This window comes from Streptomyces sp. CNZ301 (genome assembly GCF_004217425.1).
In genome coordinates this window covers 4,991,517-5,011,048 of sequence record NZ_SHLG01000001.1, presented here as the reverse complement: position 1 = coordinate 5,011,048, position 19,532 = coordinate 4,991,517, and the positions used below count along the sequence as shown (strand labels likewise).

General features: G+C 71.7%; 18 protein-coding genes and 1 riboswitch. Of the genes, 6 read left to right on the top strand and 12 right to left on the bottom strand.

The features are described 5' to 3' along the window. Positions 1–119: 119 nt before the first annotated feature. The 4 genes from groL to thrC all read right to left on the bottom strand — a co-directional run bounded on the left by groL (position 120) and on the right by thrC (position 4,425). Positions 120–1,748 carry a chaperonin GroEL gene (gene groL, locus EV375_RS21670; RefSeq protein ID WP_130301057.1) on the bottom strand — a complete coding sequence of 543 codons (1,629 nt, stop codon included), beginning with the start codon at positions 1,746–1,748 and terminating at the stop codon, positions 120–122. Positions 1,749–2,162: 414 nt separating this feature from the next. After that, positions 2,163–2,366 (bottom strand): cold-shock protein, encoded by a 204-nt coding sequence (locus EV375_RS21665; RefSeq protein WP_028429801.1) that lies wholly within the window; start codon positions 2,364–2,366, stop codon positions 2,163–2,165. Between the two features lie 473 nt (positions 2,367–2,839). Then, positions 2,840–3,118 (bottom strand): MoaD/ThiS family protein, encoded by a 279-nt coding sequence (locus EV375_RS21660; protein ID WP_055484045.1) that lies wholly within the window; start codon positions 3,116–3,118, stop codon positions 2,840–2,842. Further along, positions 3,115–4,425, bottom strand: coding sequence for a threonine synthase (gene thrC, locus EV375_RS21655; RefSeq protein ID WP_130301055.1), 1,311 nt, complete (start codon positions 4,423–4,425; stop codon positions 3,115–3,117). The genes EV375_RS21660 and thrC overlap by 4 nt, the downstream gene beginning before the upstream one ends. Before the next feature lie 19 nt (positions 4,426–4,444). Then, positions 4,445–4,593: riboswitch (SAM riboswitch) on the bottom strand. 145 nt (positions 4,594–4,738) lie between these two features. On the opposite strand from thrC, the gene EV375_RS21650 reads away from it, so the two are divergent. Together EV375_RS21650 and EV375_RS21645 are read left to right on the top strand one after the other, a co-directional pair. Continuing rightward, positions 4,739–5,695: a glucosyl-3-phosphoglycerate synthase gene (locus tag EV375_RS21650; RefSeq protein ID WP_130301053.1), complete on the top strand. Its 957-nt coding sequence runs from the start codon at positions 4,739–4,741 to the stop codon at positions 5,693–5,695. A 54-nt stretch (positions 5,696–5,749) separates the two neighbouring features. After that, on the top strand, positions 5,750–7,303 hold the full coding sequence (locus tag EV375_RS21645; protein WP_130301051.1) for a trehalose-6-phosphate synthase: 1,554 nt from the start codon (positions 5,750–5,752) through the stop codon (positions 7,301–7,303). Between the two features lie 40 nt (positions 7,304–7,343). Here the strand turns inward: EV375_RS21645 and EV375_RS21640 are convergent, their stop codons facing one another. The 5 genes from EV375_RS21640 to EV375_RS21620 all read right to left on the bottom strand — a co-directional run bounded on the left by EV375_RS21640 (position 7,344) and on the right by EV375_RS21620 (position 11,340). Next, positions 7,344–7,658: a GatB/YqeY domain-containing protein gene (locus tag EV375_RS21640; RefSeq protein WP_130302021.1), complete on the bottom strand. Its 315-nt coding sequence runs from the start codon at positions 7,656–7,658 to the stop codon at positions 7,344–7,346. Positions 7,659–7,805: 147 nt separating this feature from the next. Beyond that, positions 7,806–8,663, bottom strand: coding sequence for a trehalose-phosphatase (gene otsB, locus EV375_RS21635; protein WP_130301049.1), 858 nt, complete (start codon positions 8,661–8,663; stop codon positions 7,806–7,808). A 9-nt stretch (positions 8,664–8,672) separates the two neighbouring features. After that, positions 8,673–9,413 (bottom strand): peptidase E, encoded by a 741-nt coding sequence (locus EV375_RS21630; RefSeq protein ID WP_130301047.1) that lies wholly within the window; start codon positions 9,411–9,413, stop codon positions 8,673–8,675. A 49-nt stretch (positions 9,414–9,462) separates the two neighbouring features. Further along, the gene (locus tag EV375_RS21625; RefSeq protein WP_486588766.1) at positions 9,463–9,741 is read right to left on the bottom strand and encodes a DUF3263 domain-containing protein; all 279 of its coding nucleotides are present in this window, start codon (positions 9,739–9,741) and stop codon (positions 9,463–9,465) included. Between the two features lie 309 nt (positions 9,742–10,050). After that, the gene (locus EV375_RS21620) at positions 10,051–11,340 is read right to left on the bottom strand and encodes an extracellular solute-binding protein (protein ID WP_130301045.1); all 1,290 of its coding nucleotides are present in this window, start codon (positions 11,338–11,340) and stop codon (positions 10,051–10,053) included. A 365-nt stretch (positions 11,341–11,705) separates the two neighbouring features. On the opposite strand from EV375_RS21620, the gene EV375_RS21615 reads away from it, so the two are divergent. From EV375_RS21615 to EV375_RS21605, 3 genes are all read left to right on the top strand, one after another. Continuing rightward, positions 11,706–12,611, top strand: coding sequence for an ROK family protein (locus EV375_RS21615; protein WP_130302019.1), 906 nt, complete (start codon positions 11,706–11,708; stop codon positions 12,609–12,611). Beyond that, positions 12,608–13,771: an N-acetylglucosamine-6-phosphate deacetylase gene (gene nagA / locus EV375_RS21610; protein WP_130301043.1), complete on the top strand. Its 1,164-nt coding sequence runs from the start codon at positions 12,608–12,610 to the stop codon at positions 13,769–13,771. Before EV375_RS21615 ends, nagA begins: the two co-directional genes overlap by 4 nt. Positions 13,772–13,900: 129 nt before the next feature. After that, a complete protein-coding gene (locus EV375_RS21605; RefSeq protein WP_130301041.1) occupies positions 13,901–14,845 on the top strand; it encodes a 1-phosphofructokinase in 945 nt (314 codons plus the stop codon). A gap of 101 nt (positions 14,846–14,946) precedes the next feature. Here EV375_RS21605 and EV375_RS21600 read toward each other — a convergent pair whose 3' ends face one another. Next, on the bottom strand, positions 14,947–15,912 hold the full coding sequence (locus EV375_RS21600) for a carbohydrate-binding protein (RefSeq protein ID WP_130301039.1): 966 nt from the start codon (positions 15,910–15,912) through the stop codon (positions 14,947–14,949). 186 nt (positions 15,913–16,098) lie between these two features. After that, positions 16,099–17,742 carry a diguanylate cyclase CdgB gene (gene cdgB, locus EV375_RS21595; protein WP_130301037.1) on the bottom strand — a complete coding sequence of 548 codons (1,644 nt, stop codon included), beginning with the start codon at positions 17,740–17,742 and terminating at the stop codon, positions 16,099–16,101. A 562-nt stretch (positions 17,743–18,304) separates the two neighbouring features. On the opposite strand from cdgB, the gene EV375_RS21590 reads away from it, so the two are divergent. Next, complete coding sequence (locus EV375_RS21590) at positions 18,305–18,838, top strand: flavin reductase family protein (protein ID WP_130302018.1); 534 nt, start codon at positions 18,305–18,307, stop codon at positions 18,836–18,838. Between the two features lie 118 nt (positions 18,839–18,956). On the opposite strand, the gene arfB is transcribed toward EV375_RS21590, so the two are convergent. Continuing rightward, positions 18,957–19,406, bottom strand: coding sequence for an alternative ribosome rescue aminoacyl-tRNA hydrolase ArfB (gene arfB, locus EV375_RS21585; protein WP_130301035.1), 450 nt, complete (start codon positions 19,404–19,406; stop codon positions 18,957–18,959). Between the last annotated feature and the right edge of the window lie 126 nt (positions 19,407–19,532).

Genomic DNA, 19,532 nt, shown 5'->3' with positions numbered 1-19,532 from the left:
GCCGAACAGACGCCGCACGCACGCCGAGGGCGGCACCCCTTCCGGGATGCCGCCCTCGGTCCGTTCCGTGCCGGGAGGCAGCCGTCCTCCTCGTGGAGCGGACTCCGATCGCTGCGCGATCAGAAGTCCATGCCACCGCCCATGCCACCGGTCGGGTCGCCGGCACCCGCGGCGGCCTTCTCCGGCTTGTCGGCGATGACGGCTTCCGTCGTCAGGAAGAGCGCCGCGATGGAGGCGGCGTTCTGCAGCGCGGAACGCGTCACCTTCGCGGGGTCGTTGATGCCCTCGGCGAGCATGTCGACGTACTCCCCGGTGGCGGCGTTCAGGCCGTGACCGGGCTTGAGGTTGCGCACCTTCTCCGTCACGACGCCGCCCTCGAGACCGGCGTTGATCGCGATCTGCTTGAGCGGGGCCTCCAGCGCGAGCTTGACGGCCTGCGCGCCGGTCGCCTCGTCGCCTTCCAGCTCCAGCTTCTCGAAGACGCTGGAAGCCTGGAGCAGAGCCACGCCACCACCGGCGACGATGCCCTCCTCGACGGCGGCCTTGGCGTTGCGCACCGCGTCCTCGATGCGGTGCTTGCGCTCCTTCAGCTCCACCTCGGTGGCGGCACCGGCCTTGATGACGGCGACGCCGCCGGCGAGCTTGGCCAGACGCTCCTGGAGCTTCTCGCGGTCGTAGTCCGAGTCCGAGTTCTCGATCTCGGCACGGATCTGCGCGACGCGGCCGGCGACCTGGTCGCTCTCACCCGCGCCGTCGACGATCGTGGTCTCGTCCTTGGTGATGACGACCTTGCGGGCGCGGCCCAGCAGCTCCAGACCGGCGTTCTCAAGCTTGAGGCCGACCTCTTCGGAGATGACCGTGCCGCCGGTGAGGATGGCGATGTCACCGAGCATCGCCTTGCGGCGGTCACCGAAGCCCGGAGCCTTCACGGCGACGGACTTGAAGGTGCCGCGGATCTTGTTGACGACGAGCGTGGAGAGGGCCTCGCCCTCGACGTCCTCGGCGATGATCAGCAGCGGCTTGCCCGACTGCATGACCTTCTCCAGCAGCGGAAGGAGGTCCTTCACGTTGCTGACCTTGGAGTTGACGATGAGGATGTACGGGTCCTCGAGCTCCGCCTCCATGCGCTCCATGTCGGTGGCGAAGTACGCGGAGATGTAGCCCTTGTCGAAGCGCATGCCCTCGGTGAGCTCCAGCTCGAGCCCGAAGGTCTGCGACTCCTCGACGGTGATGACGCCTTCCTTGCCGACCTTGTCCATCGCCTCGGCGATGAGCTCACCGATCTGCGGGTCGCCGGCGGAGATGGAGGCCGTGGAAGCGATCTGCTCCTTGGTCTCCACGTCCTTGGCCTGCTCCAGCAGGGCGGCGGAGACGGCCTCGGTGGCGCGCTCGATGCCGCGCTTGAGCGCCATCGGGTTGGCGCCGGCGGCCACGTTGCGCAGGCCTTCCTTGACGAGCGCCTGGGCGAGGACGGTCGCGGTCGTCGTGCCGTCACCGGCGACGTCGTCCGTCTTCTTCGCGACCTCCTTGACCAGCTCGGCGCCGATCTTCTCGTAGGAGTCCTCGAGCTCGATCTCCTTGGCGATGGAGACACCGTCGTTGGTGATCGTGGGGGCGCCCCACTTCTTCTCCAGCACGACGTTCCGGCCCTTGGGGCCGAGCGTGACCTTGACGGCGTCGGCGAGCTGGTTCATCCCGCGCTCGAGGCCGCGCCGTGCCTCCTCGTCGAACGCGATGATCTTGGCCATGTGAAGTGGTCCCTCCCGGACTGGGGATCCCCCTGCACAACCAGGGGACGGATATACCGGACCGCGCTGGCGCCCGCGACGGACGGCCCTCGGCCGCGTGGTTCCTTGCTCCACCCGGCGAGCGGGCCTCACCGACCCGGTCCTTGACTGTCACTCTCACTCGGAGAGTGCTAACGCAATGATTAGCACTCGACCCCTGCGAGTGCAAGCGCCCCCAGGACATCACACCGAGCCGGGGAGGGCGCAACCGATCGGTCCGGGGAGTGGTCCCGCCGGTCCGGGCGCGCCGCGCGGCCGGATCCGCGACGGAAGCGGAAGGGCGGGCAGCACAGAAGGGCCGTACCCCTCACGGGGCACGGCCCTACTTACGGCTGTGGTTACGGCTGTTGCAGCTCTGCGCAGTGTTGCGGGTGCTCAGGCAGTCACACGGACCATGTCCGCCTGCGGCCCCTTCTGACCCTGCGAGATCTCGAACTCGACCCGCTGTCCTTCGTCCAGGGTGCGGTAGCCGTCCATCTGGATCGCGCTGTAGTGGACGAACACGTCCGCACCACCGTCGACCGCGATGAAGCCGTATCCCTTCTCCGCGTTGAACCACTTGACGGTGCCCTGAGCCATCCCTAACTCCCCTATTACTGGCCCTTGCACGGGCCCGCACTTCGCGAGCCCGGGTCAGACCTCACCTCCTGAACAACCCCGCAGGCGTGCGGAGTCGTACACCGGAAGGCGTCGACCGCGGCTGAATGTATCTGCACGGACGCCCTCTGCAACAGGTCACGAGGGCGAGAAATCTGAGCACCGACGGAGGGCCCAAAAGCCCGCAATCCCCGAGGAAGCGGGGCAAGCAAGGCCGGGCATAGCGCGCCAACACGACAATTGCCGCCCCGAATTCGGGCACAACTTGTCGCGTTCTCATATGCTGCCGGCATACGCCGGGTGAGTCGTCGGGGGGGGGATTGGCCGCAACCCTATCGCGTCCCCACACGCGGAACCGCCCCCTCCGTTTCGCTCACTTGTTCCCGGAGAAGGCGGTTCGACAGTAGGGGACGGCAGGCCCCGGCAAGGGGCCTTCACCGACCTCTCACGAGACCTCAGCAGCCCCCGGCGACCGCGGGAATGATCGAGACGCCGGCACCGTCCGGCGTCGGCGTCTGGAGACCCTGCTCGAAGCGGACGTCGTCGTCGTTCACGTAGACGTTGACGAAACGGCGCAGGTTGCCCGCGTCGTCGAGCACCCGGGCGCCGATTCCGGTGTGGTTCTTCTCCAGATCGGTCAGCACCTCGGAGAGGGTCGCCCCCTCGGCGCTCACCTCTGCCTGCCCGCCGGTGTAGGTACGCAGGATGGTCGGGATACGGACGTTCACGCTCATGATGCGAGACCAGCCTCTCGGAAGGAGTCCAGGTTGGGACGGATGACGGCGGACGGTCCGGTGGTCGGGGCCACCGCGTCCAGGGTCTTCAGGCCGTCGCCCGTGTTGAGGACGACGGTGGTGAGGGACGGGTCGAGCTTCCCCTCCTCGATCAGTTTCCTCGTGACGCCGACGGTCACTCCGCCGGCGGTCTCGGCGAAGATCCCCTCGGTCCGCGCCAGCAGCTTGATCGCGTCGACGATCTGCTGGTCGTCGACGTCCTCCACGGCGCCGCCCGTACGGCGCGCGATGTCCAGCACGTACGGCCCGTCGGCGGGGTTGCCGATGGCCAGCGACTTGGCGATCGTCGCCGGGCGGACCGGACGCACGACGTCGTGCCCGTCCTTGAAGGCGCGGGAGACCGGCGAGCAGCCCTCCGCCTGCGCACCGAAAATCCTGTACGGCTTGTCCTCGACCAGGCCGAGGGCGATCAGCTCCTTCAGCCCCTTGTCGATCTTCGTGAGCTGGGAGCCGGAGGCGATGGGCACCACGAGCTGGTCCGGCAGCCGCCAGCCCAGCTGTTCACAGATCTCGTACGCGAGGGTCTTGGAGCCCTCGGCGTAGTACGGGCGCAGATTGACGTTGACGAAGCCCCATCCCTCGCCCGCGGGGTCGCCGATCAGCTCGGAGCAGAAACGGTTCACGTCGTCGTAGTTGCCCTCGATGCCGACCAGTTCGCCGCCGTAGACGGCCGCCATGACGACCTTGCCCTGCTCCAGGTCGTGCGGGATGAACACGCAGGAGCGCATCCCCGCCCGGGCGGCCGCGGCGCCGACGGCGCCCGCGAGGTTGCCCGTCGAGGAGCAGGAGAGGGTCGTGAAGCCGAAGGCGCGGGCCGCCTCCACGGCGATGGCCACGACACGGTCCTTGAAGGAGTGCGTCGGGTTGCCGGAGTCGTCCTTGATGTGCAGGGAGCCCGTGACGCCGAGCTCACGCGCAAGCCGGTCGGCCCGGACGAGCTTGGTGAAGCCGGGATTGGTGTTGGGCTTCGTGGCCACGTCAGCGGGAACCGGCAGCAGCGGCGCGTAGCGCCAGATGTTGTCCGGACCGGCCTCGATGCGTTCACGGAGCGCCGCTGACCCTGAAGTGCCGCCGCCGGGGAACTCGTACGCGATCTCCAGCGGCCCGAAACACGCCTCACAGGCGAAGACCGGACCGAGGGGGATGCGCTCCCCGCACTCGCGGCAGGAGAGCGCTGCGGCGGGGCCGAGCGCGGCGCCTGCTCCGGTGGAGTCGGCGAGCGTGCTGGCGGCAGCTTGAACAGCCATGATTCGGCGAGGCCCTTTCTCCTCATCTTCCTCGTGACGTATCTCGCCACGAGACGGAATTGGCACCTTCCCGAGCCGGGAGCCTCGCTTCACGACGTACTGCGCGAGACCGGCCGGAGGGTTGCCGGGGCTTCAACGGGCCGTTCCCTCTGCCCCTCTGGATGAGCGGTGTGAAGTTGTGAGGCGGGGTGGTCGAGCGCGCCGGGCCGGGCCCGGCATGCGATCGCCGTCCGCGTTGTTCAAGACTGTAACCGACAGGCCTGCGCATCGAGACAGGCGTCCGTACCGCGAGATGGATCACAAGGGGGGCCGCGTGCTGGAGGAAGTCGGGCAGTGGCTGAGGCACCGGTCGTACTCGTCGGCCGGCCGGCCTCTGCCCGAGCTGCTGGCGGCGAAGCGGCACACCGGGTCCCGGGTGAGCGTCGTGCTGCCCGCGCTGAACGAGGAGCGGACCGTCGGCGGCATCGTGTCGGTGATCCGGCGCGAGCTGATGGCCGGCGCTCCCGCCCTCGTGGACGAGCTGGTGGTGATGGACTCCGGGTCCACGGACCGTACGGCCGAGGTCGCCGCCGCCGCGGGCGCGAGGGTCGTGCACCGTGACGAGGTGCTCCCGAGACTGCCCGCGCTGCCCGGCAAGGGTGAGGTGCTGTGGCGATCGTTGCTGGTGACGAGCGGCGACATCGTCTGCTTCGCGGACGCCGACCTGGAAGACTTCTCCGCCCGCTTCGTCTCCGGCGTCGTCGGGCCCCTGCTCACCGATCCGCGGCTGCGGCTGGTCAAGGCGATGTACGACAGGCCGCTCGGGGACGACCCGGCCGGCGGCGGGCGGGTCACGGAACTCGTCGCACGGCCCCTGCTCAACCTCCACTGGCCGCGGCTCGCCGGGTTCGTGCAGCCGCTCGGCGGGGAGTACGCGGCGCGGCGCACGCTGCTCGAGCAGCTGCCCTTCCCCGTCGGTTACGGCGTCGAACTGGGGCTGCTCGTCGACTCGTTGCACACCGCGGGCCTCGACGCCCTCGCGCAGGCCGACGTCGGCGTGCGGCGGCACCGGCACCAGGACGGGCAGGCGCTCGGCCGGATGGCCGCCGCGATCCACCACACGGCACAGCTCCGCCTGGCGCGGGGCAGCCACCTCGTCAGGCCGACGCTCACCCAGTTCGAACGGGGCGCCGGCCCCGGCGGGTTCGCGGCCCGCAGCCACGCCGTCGACACCGTGGAGCGACCACCGATGCGTGAGATGGCGGAGTACGCGGACCGCCGGGCGGCCTGAGCGGGGTCACGCGCGTCACGTTTGCGTGGATCCGGGCGCGGCTAAGCTCGGGCCATGGCCGTCGAACGCGCATCCCAGCAGACCCTGGCGGACGTACTGGTCGCGTCGAACCGGGGCCCCGTCTCGTACTCCGTCTCTGGGGGCACCTCCCAGGCCGGAGGCTCTGGGGGAGGATCGCTCTCCGCGAAGCGCGGCGGCGGTGGCCTCGTCTCGGGGCTCTCGGCCATCGCGAATGGGGCCTCCCCGCCGCAGGCAGGGGACGGTGCCGGCGGCGGCAACGCGGTGTGGGTGTGCGCCGCTCTCGGTGAGGGCGACCGGGAGGCGGTGCGCCGCACGGGCGGCAAGCCGGACCCGGCCGACACCGGCGGCCAGTCGGTACGGATGCTGGACATCCCCGAGGAGACCTTCGCCGACGCCTACAACGGCATCGCCAACTCCGTGCTCTGGTTCGTCCACCACATGCTCTACCAGACGCCTCTGGAACCGTCCTTCGACGCGGAGTTCGAGCGGCAGTGGGCGTCGTACGAGCGCTACAACGCGGCCTTCGCGCAGGCGCTGGACGAGGAGGCGGCGGAGGGTGCGACGGTACTGGTCCAGGACTACCACCTGACGCTGGTGCCCGGGCTGCTCCGCGAGCGCCGCCCCGATCTGCGCATCGGGCACTTCTCGCACACGCCGTGGGCGCCGCCGGACTACTACCGGATGCTGCCCGGCGCCGTCGCGCGTGAGGTCCTGCGCGGAATCCTGGGCACCGACCGCGCCGCGTTCCTCACGCGGCGCTGGGCGCGCGCATTCGCCGACTGCTGCGCGGACGTGCTGGGGGCGACCGTCGCCGAGGACGAGTCGACCGGCGAGCTGGAGATCAGCTGCGACGGCCGGACCACGCGCCTCGGAGTGCACGGGCTGGGCGCGGACGCGGAGTTCCTGAGGGAGCGCGCCGGGCGGGACGACGTCGAGGAGCGGATCGCCTTGCTGCGCGAGGAGGTCGGCAGCGACGGCGACGGGCGGCCGCGGCGCACCATCGTGCGGGTCGACCGCACCGAGCTGTCCAAGAACATCGTGCGCGGGCTGCACGCGTACAAGCGTCTGCTCGCGGACCGGCCCGAGTGGCGCGGGCGCGTCGTGCACCTCGCTCTGGCCTACCCCTCACGGCAGGACCTCGCGGTCTACCGCGACTACATGAGCGAGGTCTCGCGCGTCGCGGACGAGATCAACTCCACGTACGGGACGCCGGAGTGGACGCCGGTCGTGCTCTTCCTCAAGGACGACTTCGCGCGCTCGCTGGCGGCGTACCGCCTGGCCGACGTGGCACTGGTCAACCCGATCCGCGACGGGATGAACCTGGTCGCCAAGGAGGTCCCGGTCGTCTCCGACGACGGCTGCGCCCTGGTCCTCTCGCGCGAGGCGGGTGCTTACGCGGAACTCGGCGAGGACTCCTTCGTGGTCAACCCGTACGACATCGGGGACACGGCCCGGGCGCTGCACGAGGCGCTGACCCTGGAGCACGGCCGCCGGGCGGAGCGCACCAAGAGGCTGGCGGCGGCCGCGACGGCGACCCCCCCGACCCGCTGGTTCCTCGACCAGTTGCACGCGCTGCGCGACGCGTAGTACTCCGGGTGCCGCCGGTGTCCTGCGGGTCCTACGGGTCCTACGGGGTGCCGTCGAGGATGCGGAGCAGCACAGCTGCCTCCGCATGGAGCCGGGCGACGCGGTCCGCGTGGGCGGGCACCGTCAACTGCGCTGCGGCTTCCAGCCGTTCGGTGGCCTCGGCCCGCACGATGTCCGCCACCTTGCGCTCGCTCAGCTCACGCCGTACCGCCTCGGTGACACCGACGCCGACCGGTGACTGTTCGAGGGCCGGGCCGCGCGTCCCGGCTTCGTCCACAGGCACCGCTTCCGCGTTGTCGACGGCGGCGAGCGTGGCGCGCAGGGCGCTCACCGCGGCCTTGTCGCGGGCGCGCATCGCCTCCGGCAGGGCTTGACGCATACGAACACGCAGGGACATTCCGGGACCGTACGGCCCTGCTCGCGGCCCGGCAACCGGATATCCGGGCACGGGACACCGCGGGACCGGCCAGGCGGTCTCCGGGCGGACACCGCCGGACGGGCCCTAACCGCTCCGCTCCGTGAGGGAGTCGGCCAGTCCGCCCAGCAGCCCCACGAGACCGGCCGGCCCGTCGACGACGATGTCGGCCCGGTCGGCGACCTCTGGAACGGACTCGCCGGTGTCGCCGCCGCCGCTGCACACCAGCAGACCGGGCACGCCTTCGCCGCGCAGCTTCTCCACGGCCGCGAACGCGGCCAAATCGCCGAGGTCGTCGCCCGCGTAGAGCACGGACCCGGCGCCCACCTCCCGCAGGTGCTCGGTCAGCGCCGCGCCCTTGTCGACGCCGGGGGCGCGCAACTCCAGGACCATGCGGCCCGGTTCGACGACGAGACCGTGCCGGTCGGCCAGTTCGTGGAGCGGGGCGCGCAGCAGCTCGAAGGCGGCCACGGGATCGTCCGTGCGCCGCGTATGCACCGCCACGGCGCGGCCCTTGTCCTCCGTCCAGGTGCCCGGTGGGGCGCCCAAGACGTCCAGGAGCGCGGGCAGTTCGGCCCGTACGGCCTCGACACCGGGAGGCGGCGGCGCGGTGCTCAGCCTGCCCGTGGCGGCGTCCCAGCGCTCCGCCCCGTACGCGCCGAGCACGGTGAGGTGTTCCAGACCTTCGGCGCCGCCGAGGCCGCCCTGGCGGACCGCGGCCTCGGCCGGGCGTCCCGTCACGACGGCGACCGCGCACAGGCGCGGAGCGAGTCGGGAGAGCACCGGAACGGCGCCGGGATGTGCGCGGGCGTCGGCGGGGTCGGCGACGATCGGGGAGATGGTGCCGTCGAAGTCGAAGGCCACGAGGGCACGCCGGGGCTCCGAGAGGATCGCGGCGAGCCCCTCCCGGCCTGCGTCGGTACGGGGAGTCGGAACGTCGGCCATGCCGCGAGCCTACCCGTCGACGGGCGGCAGCCCGCGCGGCTCGATGCGCTCCTCGACGGCCGAGCCTCCCTCCCGCACGACGGCGTAGGCGGCCTTGCCCGGGATCTCGGTGACGGCCCCGTCCAGCCGCGTGCCGCGGTAGACGAGCCCCACTCCGTCGTCCGTGCAGTGCGAGGTGGGAAGGGTGCCGTCGGCGACGAGCCGGTGTATGAGGGGGCGGCGGCCCGGGTCGCTGTCGTAGTGCACCCCGTTGCCGTATGGCAGGAAGCCCAACGCGTCGGTGAGCGGGCGCAGTTCGGGGCCGAACGAGTCGGTGACACCGCCCTGGAACCAGCAGATCGACCCGGCGCTCACTCCGCTGAGCACCACGCCCGCCTCCCACGCGCGGCGCAGGACGCGGTCGAGGCCGTGCACGCGCCAGACGGCCAGCAGGTTCGCCACCGAGCCGCCCATGACCCATACGACGTCCTGAGCGAGGACCGTGCCCTCGACGTCCTCGACGTTGGGCATGGGGAAGAGGTTCAGCGGGGTGAGGTCGAATCCGGCCACCCGCGCGGCCTCGGCCATGCGCGCCGCGAAGTGCTCGGAGTCGCCGATCGCCGTCCCGATGTACAGGACGCGGGGGCGGCGGCCGTGCGCGCCGGACAGGTCCACCGCGTGGTGCACCAGCGCGTCGAAGAGCACCCGGCTGCGGGCGCCGGTGCGGTGCCCGCCGGAGGTGGCCAGGATGGTCGGCTCCGGAGCCGTCACGGCGCCGGGCCCCGTGGGGTGCGTGCTCCCGTCATGACGTCGACTCCCATCAGCGGCGGGCCCGTTGGGCTTCGCGGCGGCGGCGCAGCCGGTTGACGGTGACCGGGTCGTGGGCGAGGGCGCGCGGGTCGTCCAACAGCGCGTTGAGGAGCTGGTAGTAGCGCGTGGGCGACATCTCCAGCTGCTCGCGTATGGCGCGTTCCTTCATGCCGGGCCCGGACCAGCCGCGGCGTTCCACGGCGAGCACGGACAGGTCGCGCTCGGAGAGACCGGACCGCCGGCGCTCCTCCCCCACGGCCTCGCCCCCCTCCGCCGCGGCCCGCGGCACCTGCGCCGGAATACGCGAGCCGCCGTCCCCGGTCGGCTCGCCCGCCCCTGCCCGCTCGCCGCCTTCGGCCCGCACTTCGTCTCCGGTCCGCTCCTCGTCCCCGGCCTCGTGGCTCATGCGTCCAACCTAGCGCCGCATCAGCCAAGGTTCACCCCGCTCACCACCCTGGCACAGCCATCTGCTGCGTTGCCCGATCGCCCGAGCAGGCCCACTACGAGGCCGATCCGGCGCCTTGCAGCTGACAGCGCAAGGGCACCTCGCTACCGGGCGATCCACGGCTGACGCGGCACCAGCGCCGGGGGCCGGCACTCAGCGTGCCCGTGCCGCCGAGTCCTGCTCCTCCGCGCGGCGCTGGAGGGCGCCGAGCACGCCCACCGGGTCGGTGTCCGCGGCGACCGCCTTGCCGATGCTCCGCTTGATCTCCCCGCTCACCTTCGTCCACGAGACCTTGCCGACGGGGTAGAACTCGGCGGTTGAGAGCTCGTCCTGGAAATGCCGCATGGGCTTGTGCTCGCGGCGCTCGCGCATCTTCTCGTTCGCGGAGGTGGTCACCGGCAGCAGGTCGTAACGGTCGGCGAACGCGTAGTGGTTCTTCACCTCGAAGAGGAAGTCGAGGAAGCGGCCCGCCTCTTGGCGCCTGCCGTTCTTCTTGAAGGCCATCACCCAGTCCGCCACGCCGAGAGTGGAGGCCGACGGGCCGTCGGACCCCGGCGGCACCGCGGTCGCGAACTTCACGCCGCTGTACCGCACCCGCTTCAGCAGCGTCGGGTGGCCGTTGAGCATGCCCACCTCGCCTCGTACGAAGGCGTCGAAGAGCTCCTTGCGGTCGGTGCCGCCCGGGTCGTCGTTCGTCAGCTTCGGCCGTACGAGGCTGTCCCGCAGCCAGTTGAAGGTCTTGATGTTCGCCGCGGCGTCGATCGTGTAGTTGCCGACCTTGTCGGTGTACGCGCCGCCGCCGCCGAGCATCCACATCAGGGCCTCGGCGGGTGCCTCTTCCGGCCCGAGCGGCAGCCCGTACGGGACCTTCACACCCGCGGCCTTCAACTTCTTGGCGGCGCGGGCCAGTTGCTCCCAGGTCCTGGGCGGTGAGTCCGGGTCGAGCCCGGCCCGCTCGAAGAGGGTCCGGTTGACGAACAGCAGCCGGGTGCTGGCGATGAACGGCATCCCGTACTGCACCCGCCGTACCTCGCCCGCCTCGGCGAGCGACGGCAGGAAGTCGGCCTGCACGGGTATGGAGAGCAGTTCGCCGGCCCTGTAGAGCATGTCCCTCTCGGCGAAGCCGGCGTACGAGCCGGTCTGCGCGATGTCCGGCGGGCGGCCCGCGTCCACCATCGCGGCGACTTTCCTGTCGACGTCCTTCCAGCGGTGGACCTCGACGTCGACCGCGATGCCGGGATGCCTCTTGCGGAAGGTGCGGACGATACTGTCCCAGTACCCCTGGGAGCTGTCGCCACGGCCCGGTTCGCCGTAGTCCGCCGCGACCACCTTCAAGGCCGCGCTCTGCGTTCCCGTCCCTGTGCCGCACCCGGCGGCCGTGAAGGCCCCGCCTGCCGCCGCGCCCGTCGCGGCCGCCAGACCGAGGAACCTGCGACGCTCCACAGCATCTACCCCTCAACCCACGAGCACGGCACATGCCGTGCTCCCCTCCCACCCCCCGCGTCCGGCCCGGCCGGACGTGTACGGACGGGAGTGTCCAACGCCCGCCGCCGGAGGTCTACGCCAGCGGCGATATCACTTTCGCAACAGCCTCTCCCGTTTCATCCCGTACGTGGAGCGAAAAGTGGTGACGTGGCAGTTCTCCGTACCAGAACGGGACACTCCGCCGCGGCTCCACCGAGGGAAACCCGAACGAAATGACAGGAGTGGACTAGACCTGTTGCCGGGTGTCACGGGAGACTGGCCCCGTGAGCACGAGCCCCCACGACCCGGACTACGTCATCGCCCTCGACGTGGGCGGAACCGGCATGAAGGCCGCCCTCATCGGCCCCGGAGGCGGCGGTAGCGAGCTGCTGTACGAGACGCGCCGGGCCACCGGCCGCGAGGACGGCCCGGACGCCGTCGTCGCGAACATCCTGGACCTCGCGGCGGCGCTGCGGGCCCACGGCGTCGAGCAGTTCGGCACGGAGCCGCTGGCCGCAGGCGTCGCGGTACCGGGCGTCCTCGACCAGGCCAGCGGCACCGCCGTCTACGCCGCCAACCTCGGCTGGCGCGACGTGCCGCTGCGCGCGCTGCTGACCGAACGGCTCGGCGGCGTCCCCGTCGCGCTCGGCCACGACGTGCGCACGGGAGGCCTCGCCGAGGGCCGTATCGGCGCCGGCGAAGGCGTCGACAGATTCTTCTTCGTCGCCCTCGGCACGGGCATCGCGGGCGCCGTCGGAACGGACGGACGGGTCGAGCCGGGCGCGCACGGGGGCGCGGGCGAGATCGGGCACATCGTGGTGCGGCCGGACGGGCCGGAGTGCGGATGCGGACAGCGCGGCTGCCTCGAGGCTCTCGCTTCGGCGTCCGCCGTGGGACGTGCCTGGGCCGCGGCGTGCGGCGACGCCTCGGCCACCGCCGCGGACGCGGCACGGGCGGTCGAGTCCGGGGACGACCGGGCCGTCGCCGTGTGGCGGGACGCCGTGGACGCCCTCGCCGCGGGCCTCGTCACCGCCCTGACGCTCCTCGACCCCCGCACGGTGATCGTCGGCGGCGGGCTGGCCGAGGCCGGCGACATCCTCTTCGTACCGTTGCGGGAAGCGGTACGCGCACGCGTCACCTTCCAGCAGCTGCCCACCATCGTCCCGGCGGCGCTGGGGGACGCCGCGGGCTGCCTGGGCGCGGGACTCCTCGCCCGGGACCTACTCTCCGCGGAGGTTGCGAGCCGATGAGCCCCACGAGCCCGAAGAGTGAGCGCACCGTCCTGACCGGTGCCCGGGTGGTGCTGCCGGACGGCGTGGCGGAGCACGCCACCCTCACCGTCGAGGGAGCGCTGATCGCCGCGAACGCGGACGGGGAGAGGCCCACGCTCGACCTGGCCGGCCACTGGATCGTGCCCGGTTTCGTCGACATGCACGTGCACGGCGGCGGCGGTGCGTCCTTCTCCGCGGGAACGGCCGAGGAGGCGCTGAAGGTCATCGGCACCCACCAGCGGCACGGCACGACCACCATGGTCGCCTCGACCGTCACGGGCGAACTCGGCGATCTGGCCCAGCAGGCGGGCGCGCTCAGCGAGTTGGTCGAACAGGGCGAGCTGGCCGGCATCCACTTCGAGGGCCCGTTCATCTCCCCAGGACGCTGCGGCGCCCACGACCCAGCGCTGCTGCGCGACCCCGACCCGGCGGAGGTGCGCAAGCTCGTCGACGCCGCACGCGGCACGGCGAGGATGATGACCCTCGCTCCCGAACTCCCGGGCGGCATGCACTCGGTGAGGATGCTCGCGGACAGCGGCGTCATCGCCGCCGTCGGCCACACCGACTCGACGTACGAGGCGACCGTGGAGGCCGTCGAGGCCGGCGCGACCGTCGCCACCCACCTCTTCAACGCCATGCCCGCACTCGGCCACCGGGCCCCCGGGCCCGTCGCGGCGCTGCTGGAGGACGAGCGCGTCACCGTCGAACTGATCAACGACGGCACCCATCTCCACCCCGCCGCCCTGGAGTTGGCGTTCCACCGCGCCGGCGCCGGCCGCGTCGCCTTCATCACCGACGCGATGGGGGCCGCCGGCATGGGCGACGGGCGCTACCCCCTCGGACCGCTCGAGGTGGAGGTGCGCGACGGGGTGGCACGGCTGACGGAGGGCGGCTCGATCGCGGGCTCGACCCTCACCCTGGACGCGGCGTTCCGCAGGGCCGTCACGGTCGACGGGATCGCGGTGGAGGAAGCGGTGCGAGCCCTGTCGGCCAATCCGGCGCGACTGCTCGGCGTCGGGGACCGCACGGGCTCCCTGGAAGAGGGCAAGTACGCCGACCTGGTGGTACTCGACGAGGCGTTCGAAGTGGCGGGCGTGATGCGCCGGGGCGAGTGGACGCTGCGGCCTGACGTGCGATGACCTCCGGTACGTCCGACGAACCGTCACATGCCGCCGTCCCGGCCCGCGGGGGTCGCGGCGCCGGAAGCCAAATGGCATGATCGCTCGGGCGGTTGCCGTCCCCGCCCCGTCCCCCTGGAGTTGTCTTCCGTGATCCTGACGGTCACGCTCAACACCGCCCTCGACCTCACCTACCGGGTGCCGCGTCTCCACGCGCACGACTCGCACCAGGTGCGGGAGGTGGTGCAGCGCCCCGGCGGAAAGGGGCTCAACGTGGCGCGCGTGCTCGCAGCACTCGGCCACGCGTCGGTCGTCACCGGCTTCGCCGGCGGACTCACCGGCTCGGAGCTGCGCGAACTGCTGGCCGGGGAACGGAACATCACGGACCGGCTCGTTCCGACGAGGGGCAGCACGCGTCGCACCGTCGGCGTCGTGGACGAATCGGGCGGCGGCTCCACGCAGTTCAACGAGCCGGGCCCGCACATCTCCCCGGACGAGTGGTCCGCGTTCCAGGAGACGTACGGACGGCTGCTGCACGAGGACGGCGGCGTCGAGGCGGTCGCGCTGTGCGGGAGCCTGCCGCCGGGAGTGCCGGTGGGCGCCTACGCACAGCTGACGCGGGACGCGCACGCGGCCGGCGTTCCCGTCGTCCTCGACACCAGCGGCGAACCGCTGCGCCGCGGCCTCGCCGCACGCCCCGACCTCGTCAAGCCCAACGCCGTGGAACTCGCCGGGATCACCGGCACGACCGAGCCGCTGCGCGCGGCGCGGGCGGCGCAACGACGCGGGGCGCACTCGGTGGCGGCGTCCCTCGGCCCCGACGGCATGCTGCTGGTGACCCCGGACGGCACATGGCAGGCCGGACCGCCCCGGTCCTTCGTGGGGAACCCCACCGGAGCGGGCGACTCCGCGGTTGCGGGGCTGCTGTCCGGGATGGTCGAGGAGCTGCCGTGGCCCGAGCGGCTGGCACGCGCGGTCGCGCTGTCGGCGGCGACGGTACGGGCCCCCACAGCGGGGGAGTTCGACGAGCAGGTCCACGCGGACCTGCTGTCAGAGGTGACGGTCGAGGAGAGCAGCGCACCCGCAGGCGGATGAGGGCCTGCGAACGGATGAGGGCCTGCGAACGGATGGGGCCCTGCGATCGGATGGGCCCCGCGATCGGATGGGGCCGCGCGTTCCGGCGCCGGAGTGTGAGCTCAGCGCTTCACCTTGCCGGCCTTCAGCCAGGCCTGGTCGAGGTTGAAGTCGCAGTTGTTGCCCTGCTCGCAGGAGAGCTTGAAGGTGTTGCTGCCCGGCTTCAGGGCGATCCAGGCCCACGTCCGGGTCCAGCCGTGCTCCCAGTCGCCCTCCTCGGCCTTGCCGAAGTTCGACATGTTCAGCGGCTGCGAGGTCGGCTGTCCGTTGACCGAGAGCGTCGAGTTCGCGTCCTTGCCGGGAACGCCGTACCGCACGAAGAGGGTGTAGGTGCCGCCCTTCGGGACGTCCGCGGTCCACGTCGCCGAAGCACCGGTGACGTTCATCGACCCGACGTACGAACCGTCCTTGCTCGCCGCGCCCGGAATGTCGCTGGCCGCGGCCGCGCCGCCGGCCAGCTGGAACCCCGAGGCGTCCTGCTTCTCACCGATCAGCTCGCCCTTGCTCGGCTTGTCGGCACCGGTGTCCTGGTCCTGGCCCTGGCCCTTGCCCCCGTCGCCCGCACCGGCACCGGCGGTGGCGCCGGCGTCCTGGCCCTCCTCGGCGCCCGAGTTGAAGTAGATGGCCGCGCCGATACCGATGACGACCGCTGCGACGACGGAAAGAGCCCCTATGAGAAGGCCGTTGCGGCTGCGCCCGCCCGGGGCACCGTGTCCGTTGCCCCCGCCGTGGCCGCCGGGGGGCTGCCCGGCGGCCGCGCGGCCGCCGGGCATCGTCTCCGGGGCGGCGTAGTGCGCGTTCGGCTGCTGGCCGTACGCGGCGGTCTGCTGGGTGCCCGCACCACCGCCGTACTGGCCGCCGTAGCCGCCGTACTGGCGCTCGCCGACCGCGCGGACCTGGTTGTACGAGCGCCTGGGAGCACCGCTCTGAGGCGCCGGAGAGCCCTCACCGCCTTCCTGGCGGTAAAGGTAGGCGAACGGGTCGTCGCCTTCCGGCGTCGCACCGGTGCCGTCGTTCTCGGCGGTCATCCCCTGTCACTCCCAACTGCGTCACGTATCCGGCCGAGCCTACCTCTCCGGAGTGATGGCTACGCCAACGGCGGATGATCGCGCAATGGCCGGAAGGGGTGGATCAAGCCCGTACTCGGAACGGGCCCGTCCGCTGCCTTCCGGTCCGGCGCTGCCCTCCGGTCCGGCGCTGCCCCGGGCCCCGTCCTAGCCGGCCCGGCGCTGCCCCTTGGAGCGGGAGCGCTTCTCCACGTACATCCGCTGGTCCGCCGACTGCAGGACTTCCTCCGCGGTCATCCCGCACCCCGCCCAGCCGATGCCGAAGCTGGCGCCGACGCGCACCGCCCGTCCGTCGACGCGGATCGGCGGGATGATCGCGTTCCGCAGGCGGACGGCCAGATCCTGCGCCTCGGCCGGACCCACCCCGTCCGTGAGCACCACGAACTCGTCGCCGCCCATACGGGCCACCGTGTCGTTGTCCCGCACACCGGCGGAGAGCCGGCGCGCGACCTCGACGAGTACGGCGTCCCCGCAGTTGTGCCCGAAGCGGTCGTTGATCGACTTGAAGCCGTCCAGGTCGCAGAACAGGACCGCGAGACCTTTCTCACCCTGAACCGTGCCGGTCGGCGGCACCGCGTGCGTGTGATGCGGGTCGTACATGCCCGTGGACGCGATCACGCCCGAGCCCGCGTCGTCGAAAGGAGTCACGGAGCCGGGCCCGTTGCCGGCGTCCCCGTTCCGGCCGGTCTGCATCACCCCGGAGACGGCGGGCCCCGGCCGGGCGCACAGCCGGCCGTTCAGGCGGGTGCGCAGCTCGGCGCTGTTGGGCAGGCCGGTGAGGGAGTCGTGGCTCGCGCGGTGGGCCAGCTGGAGCTCGTGCCGCTTGCGGTCCTCGATGTCCTCGACGTGGGTCAGCAGGAAACGCGGCCCGTCCGCGGTGTCGGCCACCACGGAGTTGCGCAGCGAGACCCATACGTACGAGCCGTCGCGCCGGGCCAGCCGCAGCTCCGCACGGCCGCCTTCCGCGGACGTGCGCAGCAGCGTGCCGATGTCCTCGGGATGGACGATGTCGGAGAAGGAGTAGCGCCGCATGGCGGAGGCGGGCCGCCCGAGCAGCCTGCACAGCGCGTCGTTGATGCGGATGAGGCGGCCGTGCTGGTCCCCGCCCATCTCGGCGACGGCCATCCCGCTCGGTGCGTACTCGAAGGCCTGCCGGAAGCTCTCCTCGCTCGCGCGCAGCGCCGACTGTTCCCGCTCCAGACGGACGAGGGCGCGCTGCATGTTGGAGCGCAGCCGTGCGTTGCTGAGGGCTATCGCAGCCTGGGACGAGTAGAGCTGAAGCGCCTCGCGGCCCCAGGGGCCGGGCCGCCGTCCGTTGCGGGGTCTGTCGACGGAGAGGACGCCGAGCAGTTCGCTGTCGGAGGCGTACAGCGGGGCGAAGAGGCGGTCCATGGGGTGCCAGTCGTCGGGCGACTGGGGGGCGGGGCCGGTGGAGTGCCACTGCGGTACATCGTCGTGGTCGAGGACCCAGCCCTCCGTGTAGGGGACGAACCGCAGGTTGCCCCACGCCTCCCCCATCGACAGCCGGCGGTCCCAGGAGGCTCGCGAGCCGGTCCGGCCCGCCATCATCGCCTCGGCTGCCTGGCTGCCGGCGACGGCGGCGACGACGAGGTCGCCCTCGGGACGTACGAGATTGACCGCCGCTATCTCGAAGCCCAGCCCCTCGACCACGCCGTCGGCGACGGTCTGCAAGGTGTCGGCAAGGCTGCGGGCGGTGCTCAGCCGGGACACGACGAGGTGCAGCTCACGCAGGCTGGCAAGGCGGACGTAGGGCTCCGACTCGGTTTCCATCGCCCTCCCCCTGAGCCTCGTTCGTCAACTCCAGGTGTTCACGGGACGTCATTGTCCGACTGCCACGGCCACTGAATCACAGCGAGCTGTTCTCCAGGTACACAGGGTCAACAATTATTGCCCGCTGTGACTCAAGTCACAACTGTACGCAGCCTGTTGACTCCTCTCCGTGTGCTTCCGCGGCGCACCCGGCCCTCGGCCGACGCTCTCGACCGAATGACCGGTCCACAGACAGTACGGCCTTACCGGAGCGTAGAGCCTGAAAAGCGCCCCCTTTCACGCCCCCTCTGTGCAACCTTCGCGCGCCCCAACATCCGCACGCACAGGGGTCCGGACGCCCGGCGGGCTCCCACCCCTGGTCACGGTCCTGTCACTGCACAGACCCTCAACGTACACACAAAGAGCACAGTATGGTCACAGATCCGGGCCCGACCGCGATTGTCGATCATGGGTCTGAAGTCCTGGTCCCGGGGGCCGATGCACCCGCCCTAGGGCAGCAGTTAGCGTTTTTGACGTGTCACACGCAGTTCAGCAGCAGACGACCCCGGCGCCGGACCACCCGATGCCCCATGCTGAGGGGGTGAGCGAGGACGAGTTCCGGGCGGCCATGGCGAGACTGGCGGCCGGGGTGGTGCTGGTGACGGCATTCGACCCCGACGACGGCCCCGAGGGCGCGGACGTCGGCATGACCGCCAGCGCCTTCATGTCCGTCTCGCTCGAACCGCCGCTGGTCATGGTCAGCGTCCGCGACGGATCACGCATGGACGAACTGCTGGAGCGCCGCCCCTTCTGGGCCACCTCCCTGCTCACCGAGAGCCAGCGCCAGACCGCCGGCCGCTTCGCGATGAAGGGCCGGCTCAGCGACAGGCTCCTCTTCCGCGAACTCCCGCACACCCGCGGTGAGGCCTCCGGGGCACCACTGGTGGACGGGGCGCTGGCCACGGTCGAGTGCCGCACCGAGCAGCGCGTGCGGGCGGGCGATCACACCCTCGTCATCGGGAGGGTGCTGAGCACCGGACTGCCGCACGTCGCGGACACGGGACCGCTCCTGTACTTCCGGGGCCATTACCGCTCACTGAGCAACGGCGGTTCCTGACCCCTGCGTTGGTCCCCCCGCGTCGGTCCCGGCGTCGTTACCCCGCCTGCGCCCCGGCCGGGGGTGCCGGGCCAGGAATGGCCGCGAGAGCCCCGACGGACCGCGTGGGAAAGGCAGTTCACGACCAGTCCCGTCCCGAGCGCCCGCGCTTGATGTCGCCGCGCTGCTTCTTCTGACGAAGCCGGCGCTCGTTCACCCCTCGCGGCACCTTCCTCTTGCGGCGCGGGCGCGGCGGGGGCGCCGTCGCCTCCGCGAGAAGCGCCGCCATCCGCCGTCCCGCCGCCTCTCGGTTCCGCCACTGGGACCGGTGCTCGCTCGCCCGTACGACCACGACACCGCCGCCGACGAGGCTGCCCGTGCCCGCGAGCCGCTCCAGGGCGCGCTCCTTCCACACCGCGGGCAGCGCGTCGCTGCCCGCGAGGTCGAACCGCAGCTCGACCTGGGTGTCGCTCGTGTTGACGTGCTGCCCGCCCGGCCCCGACGAGCGCGTGAAGCGCCACACCAGCTCGGCCTCGGGCAACGAAACCGATCCGCGGATGACAAAAGGGGACGAGGACATGTCTCCCATGGTCGCTCCCAGCTCTTGTCCGAGCCACCGGCTTTTTCCACCGGGGACCTGGAACCCCGCCATGCACGAGGTGCGTTGTGCAGGGGTAGGAACGAGCTCCCGAGCGACTTCCACCGGCCGCAGGCC

What these genes read in the sequence shown, in the direction of transcription:
- groL (WP_130301057.1), bottom strand. Translation starts at nt 1,748, where the DNA reads ATGGCCAAGATCATCGCGTTCGACGAGGAGGCACGGCGCGGCCTCGAG.
- EV375_RS21645 (WP_130301051.1), top strand. Translation starts at nt 5,750, where the DNA reads ATGGCCGTCGAACGCGCATCCCAGCAGACCCTGGCGGACGTACTGGTC.
- nagA (WP_130301043.1), top strand. Translation starts at nt 12,608, where the DNA reads ATGAGCCCCACGAGCCCGAAGAGTGAGCGCACCGTCCTGACCGGTGCC.
- thrC (WP_130301055.1), bottom strand. Translation starts at nt 4,425, where the DNA reads ATGGCTGTTCAAGCTGCCGCCAGCACGCTCGCCGACTCCACCGGAGCA.
- EV375_RS21590 (WP_130302018.1), top strand. Translation starts at nt 18,305, where the DNA reads ATGCCCCATGCTGAGGGGGTGAGCGAGGACGAGTTCCGGGCGGCCATG.
- EV375_RS21615 (WP_130302019.1), top strand. Translation starts at nt 11,706, where the DNA reads ATGAAGGCCGCCCTCATCGGCCCCGGAGGCGGCGGTAGCGAGCTGCTG.
- cdgB (WP_130301037.1), bottom strand. Translation starts at nt 17,742, where the DNA reads ATGGAAACCGAGTCGGAGCCCTACGTCCGCCTTGCCAGCCTGCGTGAG.
- EV375_RS21600 (WP_130301039.1), bottom strand. Translation starts at nt 15,912, where the DNA reads ATGACCGCCGAGAACGACGGCACCGGTGCGACGCCGGAAGGCGACGAC.
- EV375_RS21665 (WP_028429801.1), bottom strand. Translation starts at nt 2,366, where the DNA reads ATGGCTCAGGGCACCGTCAAGTGGTTCAACGCGGAGAAGGGATACGGC.
- EV375_RS21660 (WP_055484045.1), bottom strand. Translation starts at nt 3,118, where the DNA reads ATGAGCGTGAACGTCCGTATCCCGACCATCCTGCGTACCTACACCGGC.
- otsB (WP_130301049.1), bottom strand. Translation starts at nt 8,663, where the DNA reads ATGGCCGACGTTCCGACTCCCCGTACCGACGCAGGCCGGGAGGGGCTC.
- arfB (WP_130301035.1), bottom strand. Translation starts at nt 19,406, where the DNA reads ATGGGAGACATGTCCTCGTCCCCTTTTGTCATCCGCGGATCGGTTTCG.
- EV375_RS21640 (WP_130302021.1), bottom strand. Translation starts at nt 7,658, where the DNA reads ATGCGCGCCCGCGACAAGGCCGCGGTGAGCGCCCTGCGCGCCACGCTC.